The sequence below is a fragment of the Variovorax sp. PDC80 genome (assembly GCF_900115375.1).
Lineage (GTDB): Bacteria > Pseudomonadota > Gammaproteobacteria > Burkholderiales > Burkholderiaceae_C > Variovorax.
This window is the reverse complement of record NZ_FOWG01000005.1, coordinates 58,185-82,202: the sequence shown is the minus strand read 5'-3', so window position 1 is coordinate 82,202 and position 24,018 is coordinate 58,185. Positions and strand designations below refer to the sequence as shown.

Below are 24,018 nucleotides of genomic sequence, written 5' to 3'. Positions count from 1 at the left end.
AGTGACAAACACATTGCAGGACAGCTTCGCCTGTCGCGTCAGCATGCCCATCGCCACGGCCGAAGAGCGGTGTTTTCGTTATGTTCCGGCGGTCGCCATCTTCCGCCGGATTCCCCCCGAGACGCTCGACACCTGGTTGATGCCCAATGGAAAGGCCCGCGGCGACCGCGAGCTCGCGAGCGAGGTCCTGATCGAGGTCAGGCACGCGGGCGACGACAGCGGCGCCACGCCGCAGCGTTTCGACCTGTCGGAGGTGCTCGACGTCGGTCGCGCCGCGTCGCTGTTCGTCTCGACCTTTCTCTCGAGCCTGCCGCGGCCCTGAGTCGGGGCCGTCGGCCACCCGCCGGCGGCCGAAGATCGGAACCTCCAGCGAAATCCCGCCGGATTGCTAGCAAATCATTTCCGCTTTTGCGCGGGAAGCGTGACTTTGTTCCGGCGGGAATGTTAACTTTTGTTGTCGATTTCGGGCGTGCGTCCTAAGATTGGTCGCACATGCACGCCCCATCCCTCGTTCTCGAACTGCCGGACCACTGGACCGGCGCCTTCGAACCCACGATGAACGCCGACGGCTCCTGCGCCGGAGTGGCCGAGATCTTCCTGGACGGCGTCCCGCGCTGCGCCCTGGTGATTTCCGAGCAGCCGACCTGGGACATCGCCTTTCAGCGCGCCCAGTCCAAGGCGGTCCAGTTCGTTCGCGCCTGGACCTGCAGCGCCGACTGAGCCCGGCTCGGTCCCGGCGCCGCGGCGCTCAGCAGGTCACGCCGCCATCGATGACCAGGCTCTGCCCGGTCATGAAGGCCCCCGCGCGCGAAGCCAGGAACACCGCCGCGCCCGCGATCTCGTCGGGCTCGCCGATGCGCCGCAGCGGCGTGTTCTCGGTGCGGCGGCGCAGGTTCTCGGGGTCTTCCCAGAGCGCGCGCGCGAAGTCGGTCTTGATCAGTCCCGGCGCGATGCAGTTCACGCGCACGTTGTGCGGCCCGTACTCCACCGCGAGGTTGCGCGCGAGCTGGAAGTCGGCCGCCTTCGAGACGTTGTAGGCGCCGATCACGGGCGAGCCGCGCAGGCCGCCGATCGACGAGACGATGATGATGGAGCCTTCCTTGCGCTCGATCATCTGCGGCACCGCGAAGTTGATCAGCCAGTGGTTGGCGATCACGTTGTTCTCGAGGATCTTGCGGAACTGGTCGTCCTCGATGCCGGCCAGCGGGCCGTAGTAGGGGTTCGAGGCGGCATTGCACACCACGATGTCGACGCGCCCGAGCTGGCGAGTGGTCTCCTCGACCAGGTGGCGCAGGTCTTCCTTCGACGAGATGTTGGCCGGGATCGAGATCGCCGCGCCCGCACCGTGCGCGGCGTTGATGGCGTCGCGCACCTCGGCGCAGGGCTCGGGTTTGCGCGACGAGATCACGACCTTCGCGCCGTGCTCGGCCAGGCGCTCGGCGATGGCGCGGCCGATGCCGCGCGAGGAACCGGTGACGATGGCCACCTTGCCGGCCAGCGAGAACAAGGACATGGTTTTGTGTCTCCTCGAAGTTGTCAGTCCGCGTAGCGCCCGTACTCCATGCGCGCGATGGAGCGGTTGTGCACCTCGTCGGGTCCGTCGGCCAGCCGCATCGTGCGCATGCTGGCGTACTGCTTGGCCAGGCCGAAGTCGGTGGTGACGCCGGCCGCGCCATGGGCCTGGATCGCCATGTCGATGATGCGCAGCGCGGTGCGCGGTGCCGCCACCTTGATCATCGCGATCTCCAGCCGCGCCACCTTGTTGCCCACGCGGTCCATCAGGTCGGCCGCCTTGAGGCACAGCAGGCGCGTCATCTCGATGTCGATGCGGGCCTCGGCCACACGCTGCTCCCACACCGACTGGTCGGCGATGCGCTTGCCGAAGGCGGTGCGCGACTGCAACCGGCGCACCATCTTCTCGAGCGCCACCTCGGCGCCGCCGATCGAGCGCATGCAGTGGTGGATGCGCCCGGGCCCGAGCCGGCCCTGCGCGATCTCGAAGCCGCGGCCCTCGCCGAGCAGCAGGTTCGAGGCCGGCACGCGCACGTCGCGGAACACCACCTCGGCATGGCCGTGCGGCGCGTCGTCGAAGCCGAACACCGGCAGCATGCGCACGATCTCGATGCCGGGCGTGTTCAGCGGCACCAGGATCTGCGACTGCTGCGAATGGCGCGGTGCCTCGGGGTCGGTCTTGCCCATCACGATGGCGATCTCGCAGCGCGGATCGCCCACGCCCGAGGACCACCACTTGCGGCCGTTGATCACGTAGTGGTCGCCGTCGCGGCGGATCGAGGTCTCGATGTTGGTGGCGTCGGAGGAGGCCACGTCGGGCTCGGTCATCAGGAAGGCCGAGCGGATCTTCCCTTCGAGCAGCGGCTGCAGCCAGCGCTTCTTGTGCTCGTCGCTGCCGTAGCGGATCAGCACTTCCATGTTGCCGGTGTCGGGCGCCGAGCAGTTGAAGACCTCGGAGGCGAAGCCGACCTTGCCCATCTCCTCGGCGCAGACGGCGTACTCGAGGTTGGTGAGGCCCGCGCCCTTGTAGGGGCTGTCGGAGGGCACCGAATCGAGCGGCAGGAACAGGTTCCACAGCCCGGCCTCGCGCGCCTTGGCCTTGAGCTCTTCCACGATCGGCACGACCTGCCAGCGGTTCTCGCCGAAGCCCTGCATCTGCGCCATGTAGGTGGGCACGGCGGGGTAGACGTGCGTCTTCATGAAGGCGATCACGCGATCGCGCCAGTGCACTTGCTTGTCGGACAGGGTGAAGTCCATGGCGGTCTCCTCTTTCTTCGTTCGTCGGATCCGGCGCAGCCGGGCCTGGCGACGATAGCAAGGGCGCCGTTCCAGTACAAACCGGTCATTCCAAAATGGTGGAACATAGGTGACTCGCATGGCTGATGCCGATGAATGCGCGAATACTTGTTCTTCGATTCCTGCTCGGTATCATCGCGGCCCACCGTCCTTCCCGCCGCCGAAGAAGCTTGCCCCAATGACCGCCGTCACAGCCCGCGAGCCGCAGACCGCGCGTTTCCAGGAAAAGCGCGATGCCATCCTCAACGCGGCCGCGGCGCAGTTCAACGCACAGGGCGTCAAGGGCGCGACCCTGGCCGGCATCGCGGCCAGCGTGGGCCTGGTGACCAACAGCGTCACCTACTACTACCGCAAGAAGGAAGACCTGGCCACCGCCTGCTTCCTGCGCGCCATCGTGCTGTTCGACGGCATCGCCGAGGCCGCGGCGCGCGAGGCCACGGTGGCGGCGCGGGTGCGTGCCTTCCTCGCGGGCCATGCCGCGCTGCTGGCGGCGGTGGCGCTCGGCGAGCATCCGCCGGTGGTGGTCTTCAGCGACGTGCGCGCGCTGCCGAGCCCGCAGCTCGAGACGGTGCACACCGCCTACACCGGCATGTTCCGCCGCGTGCGCGGCCTGCTCAAGGATCCGGCCACGGTGCACTGGCCGCGCGAGATGCGCAATGCGCGCACCCATCTGCTGCTGTCGCTGGTGCACTGGCTGCCGGCCTGGTTCGGCCGCTACGAGGAGGCGCAGTACCCGCGCATGATTGCGCGCGTGGCCGACATCGTGCTTAACGGGCTCGGCGCGCCGGCGGCGCGATGGGAAGCGGCGGCGCTGTCCGAGGATGCCGCGCTGCACGCGCCCACCGACAACCCCGCGATGGACGCCTTCCTGCGCGCGGCCACCGCGCTGCTCAACGAGCAGGGCTACCGCGGCGCCTCGGTCGACAAGATCTCGGCGCGGCTCAACGTCACCAAGGGCTCGTTCTATCACCACAACGACAACAAGCTGGACCTGATCTCGGCCTGCTTCGAGCGCACCTTCGAGGTCATCCGTCGCGCCTTCGATCTCGCCGAGCAAACGGGCAACAGCGGCTGGCAGCGCGCGGGCCTGGCGGCGCGCATGCTGGTGCGCTTCCAGCTCTCGGCCGAGGGCCCGCTGCTGCGCCTCTCGTCGACCAGCGCGCTGCCCGAGGCGGCCGACCGTGCGCAGATTCACCGGACGCTGCAGCAGCGCATCGAGCGCATGGCGGCGATGCTGGTCGATGGTCTCGTCGACGGATCGCTGCGGCCGCTCGATGCCGCGATCGCGGCGCAGCTGGTGGTGGGCCTGATCAACGGCGCGGCCGAGCTGCATCGCTGGGTGCCCGATGCGAGCGAGGCCTCGGTGGTCGCGCTCTACGTGCGGCCGATCTTCATGGGGCTGCTCAGCGAGGCGAGCGCGGCCGCCTGAAGCGCAGCAGGGCTCACATGCGCGCGCGATGCGCTTCGTAGCCGGGCTCGAGCTCCACGTCCATCGATTGCAGGAAGCGGCTCACGCAGACATAGAAGCTCGCGGTCAGAACCAGCTCGACCACGGCCGCGTCGTCGAAGCCGCGCGCCCTGAGCTGCGCGACGGTGGCCGCCGAGGCCGAGGGCCCGCGCGTGACCTCCTCGGCGAGCTGCAGCACCGCGCGCGCGTCGGCATCGAAGAGATCGCTGTCGCGCCAGTGCGCGAGCGCGTCGATCTGCGCCTCGCTCACGCCGGCTTCGCTGGCCATCGGCAGGTGATGGGCCCATTCGTAGGCGGTGCCCGAGAGCTGCGCGCCGCGCAGGATCATCAGCTCGCGCAGCAGCCGCGGCGTCTTCGCATTCAGGCGCAGCGGCCACGCGAAGTCGAGCCAGCCGCGGAACAGCTCGGGCGCGGTGCCCAGCACGCGGTAGAGATGGGGCAGGTGGAAGTCCGGCCCGCGCGCGGCGCGCACGCGCTCGAACAGCGCCGCGGCGGCGGGATCCTCGGGATGCTCGGGCAGCAGGGGAACGCGGGGCATGGGTTTGGGTCCTCGGTCGGTGGATGTCAGGCGGCGCGGGTGTCGGGCCGCAGGCCGGGCGAGGGCACGTTGCCGGCCGTGGCGCCCGCGTCGACCGGCAGGATCACGCCCGTGACCCAGCGCGCCTCGTCGCTCGCGAGGTAGGCCACGGCCTGGCCCACGTCCCAGCCCGAGCCCTCGGTCTGCAGCAGCGAACGCTTGCGGCGCTGCTCGCGCACCTCGGGCGTCATGCGGCCCGCGACCATCGGCGTGTAGACCATGCCGGGCGCCACGCAGTTGACGCGGATGCCCTCGACGCCGTGGTGCGCGGCCATGGCGCGGGTCATGTTGACCACCGCGCCCTTCGAGGTCGGATAGAGCAGGGCCGGCGTGCCGCCGATCAGGCCCGCGACCGAGGCGATGTTGACGATGGCGCCGCGGCCCAGCTTGCGCATCTCGGGAATCGCGTACTTCGCCATCAGCATCATCGAGGTGACGTTGACGCGCAGCGCGTGGTCCCACTCCTCCAGGTCGAGGTCGACCGCATTGCCGGCCGGCCCGCCGATGCCGACGTTGTTGACCAGGATGTCGACGCGGCCCCAGGCCTCGACCGCATGGGCCACGGCCTGGCGGCATTGCGCGACGTCCGACACGTCGCAGGCCAGCGCGAGCGCGCTGCCGCCCTCGGCCGCGATCATGCGCTCGGTCTCGCGCGCAAAGTTGAGTTGCGCATCGAGCAGCAGCACCCGCGCGCCGCGGCGCGCGAGCAGCAGGGCGGCGGCGCGGCCATTGCCGATCTCGGCGCTGCGCGAGCCGGCGCCTGTCACGATCGCGACGCGGCCTTCGAGGCTGCTGCTGGCGGCTTCGGCATGGGGTGTGGGGGCGGTGGAGATGTTCACGGTGCAGGCGCGGGGCCGGGGACGATGGTGGGAATGGTCCGCAGCTTAAGTCGCGAGGCTGGCACCGGCGAACGGTGTTTTTCCCAGGGTGAATCGTTTCATTGAAGGTGTAGGGCCATCGCATGCGTGATCGCGGTGCGGGGTCAGCCCGCGCGCTTGCGCGGCTTCGCGGAGGCCTGCGCGGGCGCCGGCCCGCACGAGCCGCGCAGCACGAAGCGCGTGGGCGCGAGCACGTGGCGCGGCGGCGCATCGGGCGCGTCGCGCATGCGCTCGAGCAGCATCCGCACGCCATCCTCCGCCGCACGGTCGAGGTCCACCGTCACGCTGCTGATCGGCGGGCGGTGGCTGCGCGCGAAGTCCGGGTCGCCCAGGGTGACGAGCGAGATGTCCCGCGGAATGCGCAGGCCCTGCGCGGCGATGGCGTGGAGCACGTCGGCCAGCACGCTGGTGCCGAGCGTGACCAGCGCGGTGGGCCGCACCGCGCCCTCGAGCAACTGCGTGACGGCGTCGAAGGCGGGGCTGGTGGAGGTCGGCAGCCGCACGATGTGCTCGGGCCGCGCCGCCAGGCCGCCGGCCTCGAGCCCGGCCCTGAAGCCCTCGATGCGGCGGCGCATCGGCCGGCTCTGCATGTCGGCCACCACCAGGCCCATCTCGCGATGGCCCAGGCCCGCGAGGTGCAGCACGGCCTCCTTCACGCCGCGCGGATGGTCGAACAGCAACTGGTCCTGCGCCACGTCCATGTCGCGGTCGAGGATCACGGCCGGGATGCCGAGCTTCTCGACCGCCTCGAGCACCGCCGGGTCGCGCTCGTTGCCCGGCGCGATGATCACGCCGTCCATGCGGCGGCCCTGGAACATCGCGAGGATCTCGAGTTCCCACTGCGGATCGTTGAGGCTGTTGGCCAGCAGCACCATGTAGCCGGCCTCGCGCAGCTTGGCCTCGAAGGTGCGGTAGAGCTTGGCGTAGAGCGGATTGGCGACGTCGGTGAACATGCAGCCCACCGTGCGCGAGCTGCGCGAGCGCAGCGCCTGCGCCGCATGGTTGAGCCGGTAGTCGAGCTCGCGCATCGCGCGTTCGACGCGCTCGCGCAGCGCGGGGCTCACGTTCTCGACCTTGTTGATCACGCGCGAGACGCTGCCCAGCGACACGCCGGCGAGCGTGGCCACGTCCTTGATGCTCGCCTTGCCGGCCTTGGGTTTCATGCGCAGTGCGGTGCTCGTGCCCGAAAGCGCGAGATTCTATGCAGCGGGGTCCGGCTCAGGGCGTTGCGGCCGCGGGCGCCACCATGCGCTGCAGGAAGGGTTGGCGCGCGAACACCGCGTCGCGCGGACCGGCATCGACCACGCGGCCGGCCTCCATCAGCACCACCGCGTCGAAGCGCTCGAGCAGGCTCAGCCGGTGCACCGAGGCGACCACGCAGGCGCGCGGAAAGGCCTGCGCGATGCGCTCGAGCACGCGCGCCTCGGTGGCGGCGTCGAGCGCGCTCGTGGGTTCGTCGAGCAGCAGCAGCGAGCTGCCCTGGGCCGCGAGCACGCCGCGCGCCAGGCACAGCCGCTGGCGCTGGCCGCCCGAGAGGTTGAAGCCGCGCTCCGACACCGCCGTGTCGAGGTCGCCATGCGTGGCGGCCAGCACCTCGTCGAAGGTGCTCGCATGCAGCGCGGCGCGCAGCGCGTCGTCGTCGAAGGGCAGGCCGAAGGCGAGGTTCTCGCGCACGCTGGCCTCGAACAGCTCGGTCTCCTGCGGGATCAGCGTGGCGATGCGGCGCAACTGCGTCCAGTCGGCGGGCTGGCCGTCGAGCGCGAGCACGCCGCCCTGCGGCGCATAAAGGCCCGCGAGCACGCGCAGCAAGGTGCTCTTGCCGCCGCCGCTCGGGCCGACCAGCGCCACGCGTTCGCCGCGGCGCAGCGCGAGCGACACCGCATGCAGGCCGCCGCGCGGGCGCTCCTCGCCGGGGGCCGTCGTCGTTGCGGGTGCGCTGCCGCGCGGTGCGTAGTTCCAGTCCAGCGCGTCGACGGCCAGCGTCTGCCAGGCGGCCTCGGCATCGATGCGCTCGCTCGCGGGCACCTGCTCGGGTGGCGTGGCCAGCGAGTCGCCCTTCGGCGCGTCCCAGATCGGCGCGGCGCTGCCGTAGTCGGTGTGCATGCGCGCGAAGAAGCTGAAGTTGGCCGCCACCGAGGTGACCACGCCCGCGGCCTGCTGCGCGTACTGGTAGATCATGAACACGCCGCCCAGCATCACGGCCTGGCCCGGCGTGCGCGACTGCCAGACGTAGATGACCACCAGCCCCCAGGTCAGCGCCAGGCCCATCAGGTCGACCGCGAACCACTTGCCCTCGTTGAGCACCACGGTGCGCTTCAGCGGTTCGGACACCGCGCGCATGCGCCGGCGCAGCAGCAGCCGCGAGGCGCCCTGCAGCCGCAAGCCGATCACGGTCGAGGCATTGCCGAGGAAGTCGAGCAGCGCCGCCACGTAGCGGCGGTCGGCGTCGTTCTCGGTGCGCGCCAGCCGCATCAGCGCGCGGTCGATGCGCAGGATCACGACCGCGATCAGCACGTAGCCCGCGAGCGCCGTGGCGCCGCTGGTGCGCGACAGCAGCGCCAGCGCCACCAGCGGCCCGACGAAGTTGACGAGGTTGGTGAGCCAGATGAACTGGTTCTGCGCGAAGTCCGACAGCGCGCGGCTGGCCTGGTGCACCCGGTGCTGCAGCTCGCCCGAATGGTGGCCGTCGTGCCAGGCCAGCGGCGCCGCGGCGATGCGCGCATAGAGCTGGTCGGCCAGCGTCTCGCGCACCTTCACGCCCACGTTGCGCTCGAGGATGCGGCCCGGCCCGTGCAGCGCCCAGGCGCCCACGTAGACCCCGGCCAGCGTGGCGATCCAGCGGCCGGCGCCACTGAAGTCGCCGCGCTGCAGCGCGTTGATGGCCTGGCCCGCGAGGTAGGGCAGGGTGAGGCGGATCAGCTGCGAGCTGGCCAGCAGCGCGGTGGCGCCCAGCAACTGGCCTCGCGCGCCGGCGGCGAAGTGCCACAGGGCTGCATAGAGTTCGCGGATGGCGCTGCCGGGCCGGGTGCTCGTGGATTGCATGGGGGGCAGTGTGCCCAAGGCCGAGGGTTGCCCGGCGTAGGAGCGCGGCACGCACGCGTCGCTGATCCGCAACGAGGCGATGCAAAAGTAACTTTATGTATGGTTAAATCCGCCGCAACTTACGCGAAGTAGAGGACGAGGGATCCCATGAAGCTGCTGTTGAGCCTTGCGTGCGCGGTCGTGGCCCTGGCCGGCTGCGTCAGCACGCCGCCGACGCCGACCGAGCCGGGAACCGGCCGCGGCCTGTCCTATGTGCCCATGGTGGCGATGCAGGGCGTGGACAAGGCGCGCTACGACGCCGACGTGGCCGACTGCCGCACCTCCGCCCTGCGCATCACGGCACGCAACGAGGACAACAACGGCATGTGGGCCGCCTTCGGCCTGGGCCTGATCACCGTGCACGGCCAGGGCATCGCGGGCGCCGCCGCCTGGACCAGCGTTGCCGCGGTCGTGGCCGACATGACTTCGCGCCCGCCCGAAGCCGTGATCGCCGAGCACCAGCAGATCGCCGTGGTCCATTGCATGGCCAAGCGCGGCTACCGTAACCTCGACCCGAACGTGCGCGACAGCTTCTATGCCTACGGCTACTCGCCGGTCGAGTCGTTCGCGCCGCGCCGCACCGGCGTCGACACCTACAACGTCGAGCGGATCGCGAAGAACGGCCGCTGCAACCTGCAGCCGCGCGCCGAGCTCACGGCCAAGGGCCCGGGCTACGAGGCCTACACCGTGCCGTGCGAGAACGGCGGCAGCTGGGCCGTGCGCTGCGAGTTCGGCCAGTGCCGCGTGCTGGCGCAGGCGCCCATGCGGCGCTCCTGAACCGGGTCCGACCGGTCAAGAAAAAAGCGGCGCCTCGGCGCCGCTTCTTCGTTGGGCTGGCTCAGCGCCAGACGTAGTGCCCGCGCACCAGCCGGCCGTGCTCGCGGTGGGCCGGCACCCAGACCTTGTGCTTGCGGTGGTGGGGTGCCATGTGCGGCCGGTCGTAGCCGGGGCCGCCATGGGGCTGGGCCATGACGGCGCCGGAGGAAGCGAGCAGGCCGAGGGCGGCCGCGAGGATGAAGAGGGTCTTTTTCATGTTGGAGTCCTTCATGGGAGTGGATGCGCGGCGAAGCACCGTCGCAGGGGCTTCGATCCGCACGGTGGAACCTTAGTTCGCTTCGGTGACGGCGTCGCGTAGGCGCTCGCGCAGTCCGCGCGCGGGCGTGCGGCCCTTGAAGGCGTGCAGCTCAGTTCACGACCAGCCCGCGCAGCGCGGGATCGGCCGGCGGCGGCTTCAGGTCCATCTCGTGCAGGGTCTTCACCAGCAGCTCGGCGATCATCAGGTTGCGGTGCCGCTTGCTGTTGGCCGGGATCACGTGCCAGGGCGCATGCGCGCTCGAGGTCGCTCCCAGCGCCTTGTCGTAGGCACGCTGGTAGGCATCCCACTTGGTGCGCACCTCGAGGTCGGCCATGCTGAACTTCCATTCCTTGCCGGGCGTGTCGATGCGCGCCTGCAGCCGCTGGCGCTGCTCCTCCTTGTCGATGTGCAGCATGCACTTCACGATGGTGGTGCCGGTCTCCACGAGCAAGCGCTCGAAGTCCTCGATCTGCGCATAGCGGCGCTTCGTTTCGGCTTTGTCGATCCAGCCTTCGACCACCGGCACCAGCACGTCCTCGTAGTGGCTGCGGTTCCACACCATGACCTCGCCGGTGCGCGGCACCACGGCATGGCAGCGCCACAGGTAGTCGTGTGCGCGCTCCTCGTCGTTGGGCGCCTTGAAGGCGCTCACGCGCACGCCCAGCGGCGAGGTGCGCGAGAACACCCAGCGCACGGTGCCGTCCTTGCCGCTGGTGTCCATGCCCTGCAGCACCACCAGCAGCTTGCGCCGGCCTTCGGCATGCAGCAGGTTCTGCAGTTCGTCGAGCTCGATCGCCAGGGCGTCGAGGCGGTCGCGCTGCGCGGCCTCGTTGCCCTTGAGGAAGGGCGTGTCGCCGGGATCGATGCGGGAAAGCTGGAACTTGCTGCCGACGCGGTACTTCTTGAAGCTGGCCATGGCCTGCGGTCTCCGTTGAATGAACGAAGGCCACAGGGTACGCGATGCACGCGCCGCGGCTGTCAGCGCTCGTCGGGATCGATCGAGGCGCTCCAGCGGTTGTCCCACTCGGCATGGCGCGCCGCGTCGTCGAGCACGCGCCGGTCGCGCTTGGTCGGGCGGCCCTGCTCGATGGCGAGCGCGGGTTCGCTGCCCATGCGGCGCTGTTCGCGGAAGGCGGCCTGCGCCGCCAGGCTCTCGGGCGTTTCCTCGTAGAGCTGCTGGGCCACCGGCGCCGGGCCGCGCTGGCCGCTGAGGCCGCGCACGGTGACGGTGCGGGTCAGCGGGCCGAGCCGGATTGCGACGGCGTCGCCGACCTTGACCTCGCGCGAGGCCTTGGCGACGTCGCCGTTCACCAGGATGCGGTTCTTGCCGATCTCCTCGGCCGCCAGCGAGCGGGTCTTGAAGAAGCGGGCGGCCCAAAGCCATTTGTCGATGCGAAGACGATCCATAAATCAGGAGGTGTGCCGGTCCAGGGGCAGGTGCACGACGGCGTCGAGCCCGGCGATATTGTCCCGCGAGTCGGGCCCCGTGCGGTTGTCGAGCGCGATCCGGCCGTCGAGCGCGAGCACGATCTCGCGGCAGATCGCGAGGCCCAGGCCCGAGCCGCTGGCGCTGTCGCCGGCCGAGAAGGGCGCGAACAGCCGCTGCCGCAGCTCGGCGGAGATGCCCGGGCCGCTGTCGCGCACCCGCAGCATCGCCTCGCCGGCCTCGGCACGCACCGCCACCGACAGCGCGCCGCCGGCCGGCGACTGCTTGATCGCGTTGTGCAGCAGGTTGCGCGTGAGCTCCTGCAGCATCCAGCGGTGGGCGCGCACCGGCACCGGCGCGTCGGCATCGAGCTCGAAGTCGAGCGCCTTGTCGGCGATCAGCGGCGACAGGTCGAGCACGATCTGGCGTGCCACCTCGGCCAGGTCGAGCCGCACCGACTCGGGCTGCTGGCGCAGCTGCTCCACCTTGGCCAGCGACAGCATCTGGTTGGCCAGCGCGGTCGCGCGGTCCACGGTCTGATTGATCTCGACCAGCGCCTGCTCGGGCGCCAGGTCGCCGCGCCGCGCCGACTGCACCTGCGCCTTGAGTACCGCCAGCGGGGTGCGCAGCTGGTGCGCGCTGTCGCGCACGAAGCGCTTCTGGTGGTCGAGCAGCCGCTGCAGCCGCCCCATGACCTCGGTGGTGGCATCGATCAGCGGGCGCAGCTCGCGCGGCGCATCGGGCGCGTCGATCGGCGACAGGTCGTCGGCGGCGCGCCGGTCGATCGCCTCGCCGAGCTGGCGCACCGGCCGGGTCGCGCGCTGCACCACGAACACCGTCACGGCCGCGATCACGCCCATCAGCAGCAGCTGGCGCCACAGCGTGTCGAGCAGCAGCTTGCGCACCAGGGTCTCGCGCAGCTCCAGGGTCTCGGCCACCTGCACCACGGCCATGCCGCGGCCGCGCGCGCTGGCCACCGGCTGCAGCAGCACCGCCACGCGCACCGGCTGGTCGCGAAAGCGCGCGTCGTAGAAGTCGACCAGCGCGGCATAGGGCGTGCGATCGGGAATGCGGCCGTGCCAGAACGGCAGCTCGGCGAAGCCCGAGATCATCTCGCCCTGCAGCGTGGAGACGCGGTAGAAGAGCCGGCTGCGGTTGTCGGCCTCGAAGGCCTCGAGCGCCGAGTAGGGCACGATCGCGCGCAGCTCGGCATGCTCGTCGTAGCCCTCCACGTCGAGCTGTTCGCCGATGGTCTTGGCCGAGGCGAGCAGCGTGCGGTCGTAGGCGGTGGTGGCGGCGGCCAGGCTCTGGCGGTAGAGGCTCACGCTGTTGATCACGATCAGCAGCGCGACCGGCGCGAGGATGCCGAACAGCAGCCTCGCGCGCAGCGACAGGTTGGTCGTCATGGCTCCGCGCGAAGAAGGTAGCCCAGGCCGCGCAGCGTCATCAGCGCGGCGCCGGTGCCCACCAGCTTCTTGCGCAGCCGGTACACCACCACCTCGACCGCCTCGTACTGCACGTCGGTCTCGCCCGGGAACACCAGTTCGAACAGCCGTTCCTTGGTGAGCGCGTGGCCGGGCTTCATCATCAGCGCCTTGAGCAGCGCGAGCTCGCGCGGCGTGAGTTCGAGCACCTCGGCGCGGTGGTAGATGGCGCCGCTGTCGGGCTCGAAGCGCAGGCCGCCGACCTCCTGCGGATTGAGCACCGGGTCGGGCCCGGCGTTCTGGTTGCGCCGGCGCAGCGCGCGGATGCGGGCCTCGAGCTCGTCGAGGTCGAAGGGCTTGGGCAGGTAGTCGTCGGCGCCGGCGTTCAGCCCGACGATGCGGTCGCCCACGGTGCCGCGCGCGGTCAGCAGCAGCACGGGGGTGCGCAGGCCCTCGGCGCGCGCCTGCGCCAGCACCTGCAGGCCGTCGAGGTTGGGCAGGCTGAGGTCGAGCGCCACCACGTCGGGCTCGACCGCGCGCCAGTGCTCGAGCGCGAGCGCGCCATCGCCGCAGACCCGCACGTCGATCTTGCGGCGCGCGAGGCTGCGCTGCAGCGTGACCTGCATCGAGGGATCGTCTTCGACCAGCAGCAACTTCATGGATCGGGGCGGCCGGCGGGGGGCGCGCGCAAAGCTCGGAAAGGGGCTCGGGGCGGGGGAGGGCTTCGGTGTTTTCCCCAGTCCGGTGGACAGCCAACTGACAGCGGGGCGGCGCATGATAGCGGTTCAGGTCCAAGTCAGGTTCCGTTCCTTTTCCCCCTCAGGAGACACCAACGATGCGTCGCGATACCTTTTTGAAGTCCCTGGCCGCGCTGGCCGCCGCCGGCGCGCTGCCGCTGTCGGCACGCGCCGCAGCCAACGTCAAGATGATGATTCCCGCCAACCCCGGCGGCGGATGGGACACCACGGGTCGCGCGCTGGGCAAGGCGCTGACCGACGCCAAGGTGGCCGACACGGTGGCCTACGACAACAAGGGCGGCGCCGCCGGCGCGCTGGGCCTGGCCCAGTTCGTCAACGGTTCCAAGGGCGATCCGAACGCGCTGATGGTGATGGGCTCGGTCATGCTGGGCGGCATCATCACCGGCAAGCCGCCGGTCAAGCTCGAGCAGGCCACGCCGATCGCGCGCATGACCACCGAATACAACGTCTTCGTGCTGCCCTCGAACTCGCCGTTCAAGACCATGAAGGACGTGGTCGAGCAGCTCAAGAAGGACCCGGGCAGCGTCAAGTGGGGCGGCGGTTCGCGCGGCTCCACCGAGCACATCGCCGCGGCCATGATCGCGCAGAAGGTCGGCGCCGATCCCTCGAAGATCAACTACGTGGCCTTCCGCGGAGGCGGCGAGGCCACCGCGGCCATCCTCGGCGGCAACGTCACCATCGGCGGCAGCGGCTACAGCGAGTTCGCCGAATACATCGCGGCCGGCAAGATGAAGCCCATCGCCGTCACCTCGGCCCAGCGCCTGCCTGGCATCAACGTGCCCACGCTCAAGGAGCAGGGCATCGACGTCGAGATCGGCAACTGGCGCGGCGTGTACGGCGCGCCCGGCATCAGCGCCGAGCAGCGCAAGGCCCTGACCGAGATGGTGCTGGCCGCGCTCAAGAGCGCCTCGTGGGCCGAGTCGCTCAAGAAGAACGACTGGACGCCGGCCGTGCTCTCGGGCGACGCCTTCAGCAAGTTCGTCGACGACGACTTCGCGAGCCTGCGCGCCATCATGGCCAAGTCCGGCATGGTCTGAGCCTCCGCTCCACCCAGCCCACACGGCGCGCTGTCCCTCACGACAGCGTGCCGTTTTCAAATCCAGCCCGTCTCGCTCGAATCCGGGAGCCAGAAATGACAACACCAAATCCCTCGATGGCGCCGCCCGACCCGGGCGCCGCCCCCGCCGCGCCGTCCGCGCCGTGGCCTCAAACGGTCGTCGGCGTCGGCGTGCTGCTGACCGGCGCCGCGCTGGCCTTCGGCGCCATCGGCATCTCCTCCGAGGCCGGCTACGGCGGCGTCGGCCCCAACTTCCTGCCCTGGCTGGTGTCCATCGTCTTGATCATCTGCGGCGCCTGGATCACCTGGGAAGCGCGCAGCGGTGGCTTCCGCGAACTCGAGGCGCCCTCGGGCGACGACCGCGCCTACTGGCCCGGCTTCGTCTGGGTCTCGGCCGGGCTGCTGCTCAACGCGGCGCTGATCACCACCATCGGCTTCATCCTGAGCTGCGCGCTGTGCTATCTGCTCGCGGTGCAGGGCCTGCGCCGCGCGAGTGGCCAGCCGGCCGCCGGCTCGGCGCGCACCTGGGTGGTCGATTTCCTGACCGGCGTCGCGATCTCGGCGCCGGTGTTCTGGATGTTCACCAAGTTCCTGGCCATCAGCCTGCCGGGCCTCACTGCCACAGGGTGGATCTGACATGGACATCTTCAACGCCCTCATGAGCGGCTTCGCGGCCGCAATCACCCCGATCAACCTGCTGTGGTGCCTGATCGGCTGCGCCCTGGGCACGGCCGTCGGCGTGCTGCCCGGCATCGGCCCCGCGGTGGCGGTGGCGATGCTGCTGCCGATCACCGGCAAGGTCGACATCACGGCCTCGATGATCTTCTTCTCGGGCATCTACTACGGCGCCATGTACGGCGGCTCGACCACCTCGATCCTGCTCAACACGCCCGGCGAAACCGCCAGCATGGTGACGGCGATGGAGGGCAACAAGATGGCCAAGAGCGGACGCGCGGGCGCGGCGCTCGCCACCGCGGCCATCGGCTCCTTCGTCGCCGGCACCATTGCCACCGTGGTCGTCACGCTGTTCGCGCCCTTCGTGGCCGACTACGCGGTGCGGCTCGCGGCGCCCGAGTATTTCCTCTTGATGCTGCTGGCCTTCACCACCGTGAGCGCGGTGCTCGGCAAGAGCACGCTGCGCGGCATGACGGCGCTGTTCGCGGGCCTCGCGATCGGCTGCGTCGGCCTCGACCAGATCTCGGGCCAGGGCCGCTACACGGGCGACATGCCCGAGCTGCTCGACGGCATCGAGATCGTGCTGGTGGCCGTGGGCCTGTTCGCGGTGGCCGAGGTGCTCTACGCGGTGCTCTACGAAGGCCGCGTGGTCGAGGGCCAGAACAAGCTGACCCGGGTGCACATGACCAAGCGCGACTGGAAGCGCTCGATCCCGGCCTGGCTGCGCGGCGCCGCCATCGGCACGCCCTTCGGCTGCATCCCGGCCGGCGGCACCGAGATCCCGACCTTCCTGAGCTATGCCACCGAGAAGAAGATGGCGAAGGACGCGGACGCCAAGCAGGAGTTCGGCACCACCGGCGCCATCGAGGGTGTGGCCGGTCCCGAGGCCGCGAACAACGCCACCGTGACGGCGGCGCTGATCCCGCTGCTCACGCTCGGCATCCCGACCTCGAACACCACGGCCATCATGCTGGGCGCGTTCCAGAACTACGGCATCCAGCCGGGCCCGCAGCTGTTCACCACCTCGGCCGCGCTGGTGTGGGCGCTGATCGCCTCGCTCTACATCGGCAACCTCATGCTGCTGGTGCTGAACCTGCCGATGGTGGGCCTGTGGGTCAAGCTGCTCAAGATCCCGAAGCCGCAGCTCTATGCCGGCATCCTGATCTTCGCCACCGTCGGCGCCTACGGCATGCGCCAGAACACCTTCGACCTGTTCCTGCTCTATGCCATCGGCCTGCTGGGCGTGGTGATGCGGCGCTTCGACTTCCCGACCGCGCCGGTGGTGGTCGGCATGATCCTGGGCCCGCTGGCCGAGGCCAACCTGCGCAACGCGATCTCGATGGGGCAGGGCAGCCCGGTGGTGTTCTTCCAGCGGCCCGAGTCGATCGTGATCGTCATCGTGATCGTCGCCGTGCTGGTGCTGCCGCGCGTGGCCAAGCGCATGAGCGAGAAGAAACTCGCGCGGCTCGCGGCCTCGAGCTGAGGCCGGTCTTCGTTCGACACAGCGCCGCGGGCAGCGATGCCCGCGGCGCTTTTTCTTTGGGTTGCCGCCCTGCGCGCGAACACGAACGGTTTCAGGCACCGGCCGAATTTCATAAAATGAGAACTATTCTTATTCGTTGATGGGTGCCCGGCACTCGTTGGAGAAGTGCCATGGCCGCGGCCGAATCCGCCTTGCAGCAGGAAGTCCGAAGCTTGTACAGCGACCATCACGGCTGGCTGCAGGGCTGGCTGCGCCGTCGCCTGGGCAATGCCTTCGATGCCGCGGACCTCGCGCACGATGTCTTCCTCCGCCTGCTGGCGCGCCGCGAACCGGTGGGCATGAAGGAGCCGCGGGCTTACCTGTCGTCGGTGGCGCGCGGCCTGGTGATCGACCACTGGCGCCGCCGCGAGCTCGAGCAGGCCTGGCTCGAAACCCTCGCGCAGATGCCCGAGGCCACAGCGCCTTCGCCCGAGCAGCGCTTGCTGATCCTCGAGGCGCTGGTCGAGATCGACCGCATGCTCGACACGCTCAAGCCCGCCGTGCGCACCGCCTTCCTGCTGGCCCAGTTCGACGGCCTGAGCTGCCGCGAGATCGGCGAGCGGCTGGGCGTCTCGCTCGCCACCGCCGAGCGCTACGTGGCGAAGGCGCTGCGCGCCTGCTACGCCTTCCGCTTCGAATCATGAGCACTGTTCTACCCGACAGCGTGATCGACGCCGCCATCCTGTGGTCGGTGCGGCTGGCCCATGGCGAACCTACGCCGAAGATGCAGCGCGCGCACGCGCAATGGCTGGCGGCCGATCCGCGCCATGCGCAGGCCTGGCAGCGTGTCGGCGACCTGCGACGCGGCTTTGCCGGCATGCCGGCCGGCCCCGCGCGCGACACCCTGCAGGCCGCGCAGCTGCATCGGCAGCAGCGCGGCCGCCGTGGTGCGCTCAAGCTGCTGTCGCTGGCCGGCGTGGCGCTGGGCACCGGCTGGTTGTTGCGCGAGCACGCGCCGTGGCAGCGCCTGTTGGCCGATGCCAGCACCGAGACCGGCGAGCAGCGCACCCTGCGGCTGGCCGACGGCACGACGCTGGTGCTCAACACCGACAGCGCGGTCAGCACCGACCTGAACGACGAGCGCCGCCTCGTGGTGCTGCGGCGCGGCGAGATCATGGTCAGCACCGGCGACGATGCCGGCGCCGCCGCCAAGCGCCCGTTCTGGGTCTACACGCCGTTCGGCCGGATGCAGGCGCTGGGCACGCGCTTCGTGGTGCGCATCGACGAACGGCGCGCGCGCGTCAGCGTGCAGCAGGGCGCGGTGGCGCTGCATCCGGGCGACGGCCCTGTCGAGGCCGTGGTGCAGGCAGGCCAGAGCCGCTGGCTCGCCGAATCGGGCAGCACGCCGGCCGCCAGCCGCGGCTTCGACGAGGACGGCTGGGTCGACGGCGTGATCGCCGGCCGGAACATCCGCATGGCCGACCTGCTGGCCGAGCTCGGCCGCTACCGCCATGGCGTGGTGTCGTGCGATCCGGCCGTGGCCGAACTGCGCGTCTCGGGCGTGTTCCATGTGCGCGACAGCGACCGCGCGCTGCAGTTCCTCGCGCAGACGCAGCCGATCTCGGTGCGGCTGCGCACGCGCTACTGGGTGTCGGTCGGCCCGCCGGCCTGAGCGGGCTTTTCAAAAAATTTCGGGGACGGCGCAAAAAAACTGAGGGGATCGCATTTCTCGTCCGACCTCCTGGATGAACCCGCTCGGCGACGAGCGCCTTCCATCCTTCGAGCCTGTCCAGACCCATGAGCCTTTCCCGATTCCGCGCCGCCGGCGCGCCGACCTTCGCGCTGTACACGGCGCTGCATGCCGCGCTGGCCCTCGGCGTGTTCGCCGCCGCCGCGCTGCCCGAGGCGGCGCGCGCGCAGGCACCCGACGAGATCCGCAGCTTCAGCGTGCCCGCCGGTCCGCTCGACGCCGCGCTCGACCGCTTCGCGCGCAGCGCGGGCGTCAACCTCAGCTACGACCCGGCGCTGGTCGCGGGCGCCGTCACGCGCGGGCTCGAGGGCCGCCACGGCATCGCGAGCGGACTGGCCGCGCTGCTGGCCGGCAGCGCGCTCGAGGCCGTGCCGCGCCAGGGCGGCGGCTTCTCGCTGCGCCGGGTGGAGGCGCGCGCGCCCGTGGTCCCCGGCGCCGGCGGCGCGGCACTGGCGCCGGTGACCGTCACGGCCGCCGGCCCCGCCGTCGAAGTGCTCGCGGCGCCCTACGCGGGCGGGCAGGTGGCGCGTGGCGGCCGGCTCGGCATGCTGGGCACGGCCGACATCTTCGAGACGCCGTTCAGCACCAAGGCCTACACGGCCGAGCTGATCCGCAACCAGGGCGCACGCAACGTCAACGACATGGTGGCCAACGATCCCTCGATCCGCACCAGCCTGTCGGCCACCTCGCCGCTCGACCAGAGCTCGATCCGCGGCTTCCTCACCAACAGCGACGCCTACCTGTTCGACGGCCTCGAGGGCCTGTTCGCGTACAGCAACATCCCGATCCAGCACTACGAGCGCCTCGAGGTGCTCAAGGGGCCGGCGGCCGGGCTGGTCGGTGCCTCGGGCTACGGCAGCACCACCGGCGGCAGCTTCAACCTGGTGCCCAAGCGCGCCACCGACACGCCGGTGCGCTCGATCACGCTGTCGGCCAACCAGCGCTCGCTGCTCGGCACGCATGTCGACCTGGGCCAGCGCTTCGGCGCTGACCACCAGTTCGGCGCGCGCATCAACCTCAGTGCCGAGGACGGCCGGGTCTACGACGGCGCCGACCGGCGCCTGGCCGCGGCGCAGATCGCGCTCGACTACCGCGGCGACCGCTTCCGTGCCGTGCTCGATGCCGGCTACACGCGGCGCACCTCGTCGCCGCTGTTCAACCACTGGCTGCTGCAGGCCGGCGCCGCGCTGCCGCCGCCGCCCGATCCCAAGGTGCATCCCAAGCCTTCGTGGGAAATGCTCGAGGTGCGCCAGCCCTTCGCGCTGCTGAGCACCGAGTGGGACTTCGCGGACAACTGGACCGCCTACGCGCGCTTCGGCAAGCTGCGCGAGACCGCGCCCGAGCGCCGCTACATCGACCAGACCACCATCAACGGCCTGGGCCAGGTCAGCTACAGCAGCGCCTCGAGCCTGCTGTGGACGCAGTCCAACCAGGTGGCCGATGTCGGCGTGCGCGGCAGCTTCTCGCTCGGGGCGACGAATCACAAGCTCGCGCTCAGCGCCGTGTCGCAGCGACAGCAACTGCTCGACATGCGTTCGCAGTCGCTGCCGCTGCCCCGGCGCGTGGTCGGCAGCATCTACACGCAAAACCTGGTGCCGAATCCCTTCGCCTTCGGCGTGCCGGTGGTGCAGGGCGTCGACAGCCCGGCGCTCGACCTCGACAGCCTCGCCGTGGCCGACACGATCTCGGCCTTCGACGACCGCCTGTTCGTCACGCTGGGCGCGCGCCACCAGCGCATCAAGAAGCTGCCCTACGACCAGTCGAAGACCACGCCCACGGTGGCCGCGCTCTACAGGTTCGACAACGGCATCTCGGTCTACGGCAACTACGCCGAATCGCTGGCCCAGGGCGCGGTGGCGCCGGCCGGTGCGCGCAACGCGGGCGAGCAGCTCGCGCCCTACCTGTCGCGCCAGCACGAGTTCGGCCTCAAGTGGGACCGCGGCAGCCATGGCCTCACCGTCGCGTACTTCGACATCCGCAAGGCCACGGCCTTCGTCGACAGCGACAACTTCTTCCGCGCCGCCGGCCTGCAGCGCAACAAGGGCGTGGAGATCGAGAGCTTCGGCGAGATCGGCAAGGGCCTGCGCCTGCTCGGCGGCGTGGCCTGGATCGACGCGCGCATGTCGAAGACCGCGGGCGGCGCGAGCGACGGCAGGAAGGCCATCGGCGTGCCCGAGTTCACCGCCAACCTCGGCCTGGAGTACGACGTGCCCGCCGTGCCCGGCCTCACGCTGACCGGCCGCTACATCTACACCGACAGCGCCTGGGTCGACCTCGCGAACACGCAGCGCGTGCCCTCGTGGAAGCGCATCGACATCGGCGCGCGCTACGCCACGCGCGTGAACGGCGTGGCCACCACCCTGCGCGCCGGCATCTCGAACCTGCTCGACGACAACTACTGGACCATCGCGGGGCGCAACTTCATCTCGGTGGCGCCGCCGCGGACCTGGCAGGTGCAGGCCAGCTTCGACTTCTAGGGCGCCTTCGCCAGGTCGTCGTCGATGTGCGGATCCGGCGGCTGCCCGCGCAGCCTGCGCACCATGCGCCGGATCCAGTGCTCGATGTCGTCGACGTAGGTGAACACGGCCGGCACCACCAGCAGGCTCAGCACCGTCGAGGTGATCAGCCCGCCGATCACCGCCATCGCCATTGGCGAGCGGAAGCTCGAGTCGGCGGCGCTCCAGCCGAAGGCGATCGGCGCCATGCCGGCGCCCATGGCCAGGGTGGTCATGATGATCGGCCGCGCGCGCTTGTGGCAGGCATCGAGCAGCGCCTCCCAGCGGTTCATGCCGTGGTCGCGGCGCGCCACGATCGCGTACTCCACCAGCAGGATCGAGTTCTTGGTCGCGATGCCCATCAGCATGATCAGGCCGATCAGCGAGGGCATCGACAGCGCCTTCTGTCCCAGCAGCAGGCCGACGAAGGCACCGCCCAGCGCGAGCGGCAGCGCGCACAGGATGGTCACCGGGTGCAGGAAGTCCTTGAACAGCAGCACCAGCACGATGTAGATGCACAGCACGCCGGTCAGCATCGCCAGGCCGAAGCTGTTGAACAGCTCGGTCATCACCTCGGCGTCGCCGACCTCGGTCACGCGCACGCCCGGCGGCAGGTTGCGGATCGAGGGCAGGGCCATCGCGGCGTTCTTGGCGTCGCCCAGGCCGACCGAGGAGAGCTCGATCTCGAAGTTGACGTTGCGCGAGCGGTCGTAGCGGTCGATCACGGCCGGGCCGCCCTCGACCGTGAGCTGCGCCACCTGGCCCAGCATCACCGGGCCGCGGCTGCCGGGCACGGTCAGCCGCTCGAGCAGCGCCAGGTCCTGCCGCGCGCTGTCCTCGAGCTTCACCAGGATCGGCACCTGGCGCTGCGCGAGGTTGAGCTTGGGCAGCGACTGGTCGTAGTCGCCCAGGGTGGCCACGCGCAGCGTCTCGGCGATGGCGCTGCTTGTCACGCCCAGGTCGGCAGCGCGCGCGAAGTCGGGGCGCACCGCGATCTCGGGCCGGATCAGGCTCGCGGTGGAGGTGATGTTGCCCAGGCCGGCGATGGTGCGCAGGTCGCGCTCCACGTCGCGCGCGGCGCCCACCAGCGTGGCGGGGTCGTCGCCCGACAGCGAGAGGATGTACTTCTCGCCCGAGCCGCCCAGGCCCACCGTGCTGCGCACGCCGGGCAGGGTCTCGAGGGCGCGGCGGATCTCGTTCTCGATCACCTGCTTGCGCGGCCGGTCGCCGCGTGGGTCGAGCTTCACCGTCAGCGTGGCCTTGCGCGTCTCGGGCGTGCCGAAGTTCGCGAACGGATCGCCGCCCGCGCTGCCGCCCCCCACCGTGGTGTAGACGCTGCGCACGTGGCGCACCTCCATCAGCCGGCGCCGCGTCTCCTCGGCCGTGGCCTGCGTCTGCGCCAGCGTGGCGCCGGGCGCGAGCGACAGGTAGACCTGGGTCTGCGAGTTGTCGTCGGGCGGGATGAAGCCGGTCTTGAGCAGCGGGATCATCGCCAGCGAGCCGAAGAAGAACAGCGTGGCCAGCACCATGGTCTTGAAGCGGTGCGTCATGCACCAGGTGACCCAGCGCATGTAGACCGACAGCCAGCGCGGTTCCTTCTCCTGGTCGACGATGGGCTTGAGCAGGTAGGCCGCCATCATCGGCGTGAGCACCCGCGCCACCACCAGCGAGGCGAACACCGCGAGCGAGGCGGTCCAGCCGAACTGCTTGAAGAACTTGCCGGCCACGCCGCTCATGAAGGCCGTGGGCAGGAACACCGCGATCAGCGTGAAGGTGGTGGCGATCACCGCCAGTCCGATCTCGTCGGCCGCCTCCATCGCCGCGTCGTAGGGCGACTTGCCCATGCGCAGGTGGCGCACGATGTTCTCGACCTCCACGATCGCGTCGTCGACCAGGATGCCGATCACCAGCGACAGCGCCAGCAGCGACACCACGTTGATCGAGAAGCCCAGCAGGTGCATGCCGATGAAGGCCGGAATCGCCGACATCGGCAGCGCCACGGCCGAGACGAAGGTGGCGCGCAGGTCGCGCAGGAACAGCCACACCACCAGCACCGCGAGGATGGCGCCCTCGTACAGCAGGTGCAGCGAGCCGTCGTATTCCTCCTGCACCGGCTCCACGAAGTTGAAGGCCTCGGTGAGCTCGATGTCGGGATGCTGGGCCTTGAGGTCGTCCAGCGCCTTGTGCACCAGCGCGCCCACCTCCACCTCGCTGGCGCCGCGGCTGCGCGCCACCTCGAAGCCCACCACCGGCTTGCCGTCGAGCAGCGCGGCCGCGCGCGGCTCGGCGATGGTGTCGCTGATGCGCGCCACCTGGTCGAGGCGCACGCGCCGGCCGTCCGACAGCGCGATCTGCATCGCGTTCAACTGGTCGGCCGAGGTCACGGTGGCGAGCGTGCGCACCGGCTGCTCGCTGCCCGAGAGGTCGAAGCGGCCGCCCGCGCTCTCCACCTGCACCTGGCGCAGCTGGCGCGAGATGTCGGCGGCGGTGGCGCCGAGCGCCTGCAGCTTGTTGGGATCGATGTCCACGTGCACCTGGCGCGTGACGCCGCCCACGCGCGCGACCGCGCCCACGCCGGGCTGCGCCAGCAGCTTCTTGCTCACGTCGTTGTCGACGAACCACGACAGCGCCTCGGCGTCCATGTGGCTCGAGGCGATGGTGAAGGCCAGCACCGGCTGGGCCGCGAAGTCGAGCTTGGTGATGACCGGGTCGCGCAGGTCGGCCGGCAGGTCGGCGCGCACCTTCTGCACCGCCGAGCGCACGTCGTCCACGGCCTCCTGCACCGGCTTCTCGAGCCGGAACTCGACGATCAGCGTGACCGCGCCGTCCTGCACCTTGGTCGTGATGTGCTTGAGGCCCTGCACGGTGGCGATCGAGTTCTCGATCTTGCGCGCGACGTCGTTCTCGAGCTGCGAGGGCGCGGCGCCCGGCAGCGAGGCCGAGACGGTGACGGTCGGCAGGTCGATGTCGGGGAAGTTCTGCACCTTCATCGCGTTGAAGGACAGCAGCCCGCCGAAGGTGAGCAGCACGAACAGCATCACCGCCGCGATGGGGTTGCGGATGGACCAGGCGGAAACGTTCATG

At 70.4% G+C, this 24,018-nt stretch carries 22 protein-coding genes; 10 read left to right on the top strand and 12 right to left on the bottom strand.

All coding sequences use genetic code 11. The annotated features are described in order from the left end of the window. The first annotated feature begins 43 nt into the window (after window positions 1-43). Both BM109_RS16180 and BM109_RS16175 read left to right on the top strand, forming a co-directional pair. The gene (locus BM109_RS16180) at window positions 44-322 is read left to right on the top strand and encodes a hypothetical protein (protein WP_093344292.1); all 279 of its coding nucleotides are present in this window, start codon (window positions 44-46) and stop codon (window positions 320-322) included. Window positions 323-492: 170 nt separating this feature from the next. Further along, window positions 493-720: a hypothetical protein gene (locus BM109_RS16175; protein WP_093344290.1), complete on the top strand. Its 228-nt coding sequence runs from the start codon at window positions 493-495 to the stop codon at window positions 718-720. Between the two features lie 28 nt (window positions 721-748). On the opposite strand, the gene BM109_RS16170 is transcribed toward BM109_RS16175, so the two are convergent. Both BM109_RS16170 and BM109_RS16165 read right to left on the bottom strand, forming a co-directional pair. Continuing rightward, window positions 749-1,513: an SDR family NAD(P)-dependent oxidoreductase gene (locus BM109_RS16170; protein WP_093344289.1), complete on the bottom strand. Its 765-nt coding sequence runs from the start codon at window positions 1,511-1,513 to the stop codon at window positions 749-751. A gap of 23 nt (window positions 1,514-1,536) precedes the next feature. Then, a complete protein-coding gene (locus tag BM109_RS16165) occupies window positions 1,537-2,769 on the bottom strand; it encodes an acyl-CoA dehydrogenase family protein (RefSeq protein WP_093344288.1) in 1,233 nt (410 codons plus the stop codon). Between the two features lie 217 nt (window positions 2,770-2,986). Between BM109_RS16165 and BM109_RS16160 the strand changes: the two genes are divergently transcribed. Next, the gene (locus tag BM109_RS16160; RefSeq protein WP_093344286.1) at window positions 2,987-4,237 is read left to right on the top strand and encodes a TetR/AcrR family transcriptional regulator; all 1,251 of its coding nucleotides are present in this window, start codon (window positions 2,987-2,989) and stop codon (window positions 4,235-4,237) included. A 13-nt stretch (window positions 4,238-4,250) separates the two neighbouring features. Here the strand turns inward: BM109_RS16160 and BM109_RS16155 are convergent, their stop codons facing one another. From BM109_RS16155 to BM109_RS16140, 4 genes are all read right to left on the bottom strand, one after another. Then, entirely contained in the window at window positions 4,251-4,814 is a 564-nt protein-coding gene (locus BM109_RS16155; protein ID WP_093344285.1) for a carboxymuconolactone decarboxylase family protein, read from the bottom strand. Window positions 4,815-4,840: 26 nt separating this feature from the next. Continuing rightward, on the bottom strand, window positions 4,841-5,692 hold the full coding sequence (locus tag BM109_RS16150) for an SDR family NAD(P)-dependent oxidoreductase (RefSeq protein WP_256222603.1): 852 nt from the start codon (window positions 5,690-5,692) through the stop codon (window positions 4,841-4,843). A 143-nt stretch (window positions 5,693-5,835) separates the two neighbouring features. Continuing rightward, a complete protein-coding gene (locus BM109_RS16145; protein ID WP_093344283.1) occupies window positions 5,836-6,894 on the bottom strand; it encodes a LacI family DNA-binding transcriptional regulator in 1,059 nt (352 codons plus the stop codon). A gap of 55 nt (window positions 6,895-6,949) precedes the next feature. Beyond that, complete coding sequence (locus BM109_RS16140) at window positions 6,950-8,773, bottom strand: ABC transporter ATP-binding protein (protein WP_093344282.1); 1,824 nt, start codon at window positions 8,771-8,773, stop codon at window positions 6,950-6,952. Between the two features lie 147 nt (window positions 8,774-8,920). Between BM109_RS16140 and BM109_RS16135 the strand changes: the two genes are divergently transcribed. Next, a complete protein-coding gene (locus BM109_RS16135) occupies window positions 8,921-9,589 on the top strand; it encodes a hypothetical protein (protein ID WP_093344280.1) in 669 nt (222 codons plus the stop codon). Window positions 9,590-9,650: 61 nt separating this feature from the next. Here BM109_RS16135 and BM109_RS16130 read toward each other — a convergent pair whose 3' ends face one another. The 5 genes from BM109_RS16130 to BM109_RS16110 all read right to left on the bottom strand — a co-directional run bounded on the left by BM109_RS16130 (window position 9,651) and on the right by BM109_RS16110 (window position 13,396). Beyond that, window positions 9,651-9,845, bottom strand: a complete 195-nt coding sequence (locus BM109_RS16130) for a hypothetical protein (protein WP_143129176.1) — start codon at window positions 9,843-9,845, stop codon at window positions 9,651-9,653. A 151-nt stretch (window positions 9,846-9,996) separates the two neighbouring features. After that, window positions 9,997-10,803, bottom strand: coding sequence for a PPK2 family polyphosphate kinase (locus tag BM109_RS16125; protein ID WP_093344277.1), 807 nt, complete (start codon window positions 10,801-10,803; stop codon window positions 9,997-9,999). A 62-nt stretch (window positions 10,804-10,865) separates the two neighbouring features. Further along, window positions 10,866-11,294 carry an RNA-binding S4 domain-containing protein gene (locus BM109_RS16120; RefSeq protein ID WP_093344276.1) on the bottom strand — a complete coding sequence of 143 codons (429 nt, stop codon included), beginning with the start codon at window positions 11,292-11,294 and terminating at the stop codon, window positions 10,866-10,868. A gap of 3 nt (window positions 11,295-11,297) precedes the next feature. Next, entirely contained in the window at window positions 11,298-12,719 is a 1,422-nt protein-coding gene (locus BM109_RS16115; protein ID WP_093344275.1) for a sensor histidine kinase, read from the bottom strand. After that, window positions 12,716-13,396, bottom strand: coding sequence for a response regulator transcription factor (locus BM109_RS16110; protein ID WP_093344273.1), 681 nt, complete (start codon window positions 13,394-13,396; stop codon window positions 12,716-12,718). The genes BM109_RS16115 and BM109_RS16110 overlap by 4 nt, the downstream gene beginning before the upstream one ends. Before the next feature lie 176 nt (window positions 13,397-13,572). Between BM109_RS16110 and BM109_RS16105 the strand changes: the two genes are divergently transcribed. From BM109_RS16105 to BM109_RS16080, 6 genes are all read left to right on the top strand, one after another. After that, window positions 13,573-14,532, top strand: coding sequence for a Bug family tripartite tricarboxylate transporter substrate binding protein (locus BM109_RS16105; protein WP_093344272.1), 960 nt, complete (start codon window positions 13,573-13,575; stop codon window positions 14,530-14,532). A gap of 116 nt (window positions 14,533-14,648) precedes the next feature. Further along, on the top strand, window positions 14,649-15,188 hold the full coding sequence (locus tag BM109_RS16100; RefSeq protein WP_093344270.1) for a tripartite tricarboxylate transporter TctB family protein: 540 nt from the start codon (window positions 14,649-14,651) through the stop codon (window positions 15,186-15,188). Between the two features lies 1 nt (window position 15,189). Then, window positions 15,190-16,710 (top strand): tripartite tricarboxylate transporter permease, encoded by a 1,521-nt coding sequence (locus BM109_RS16095; RefSeq protein WP_093344269.1) that lies wholly within the window; start codon window positions 15,190-15,192, stop codon window positions 16,708-16,710. A gap of 170 nt (window positions 16,711-16,880) precedes the next feature. Then, window positions 16,881-17,393: a sigma-70 family RNA polymerase sigma factor gene (locus BM109_RS16090; protein WP_093344267.1), complete on the top strand. Its 513-nt coding sequence runs from the start codon at window positions 16,881-16,883 to the stop codon at window positions 17,391-17,393. Continuing rightward, a complete protein-coding gene (locus BM109_RS16085) occupies window positions 17,390-18,361 on the top strand; it encodes a FecR domain-containing protein (protein WP_093344266.1) in 972 nt (323 codons plus the stop codon). The genes BM109_RS16090 and BM109_RS16085 overlap by 4 nt, the downstream gene beginning before the upstream one ends. Before the next feature lie 125 nt (window positions 18,362-18,486). Beyond that, window positions 18,487-20,916 carry a TonB-dependent receptor gene (locus BM109_RS16080; RefSeq protein ID WP_093344265.1) on the top strand — a complete coding sequence of 810 codons (2,430 nt, stop codon included), beginning with the start codon at window positions 18,487-18,489 and terminating at the stop codon, window positions 20,914-20,916. On the opposite strand, the gene BM109_RS16075 is transcribed toward BM109_RS16080, so the two are convergent. Further along, window positions 20,913-24,017, bottom strand: coding sequence for an efflux RND transporter permease subunit (locus BM109_RS16075; RefSeq protein ID WP_093344263.1), 3,105 nt, complete (start codon window positions 24,015-24,017; stop codon window positions 20,913-20,915). The genes BM109_RS16080 and BM109_RS16075 overlap by 4 nt on opposite strands. Between the last annotated feature and the right edge of the window lies 1 nt (window position 24,018).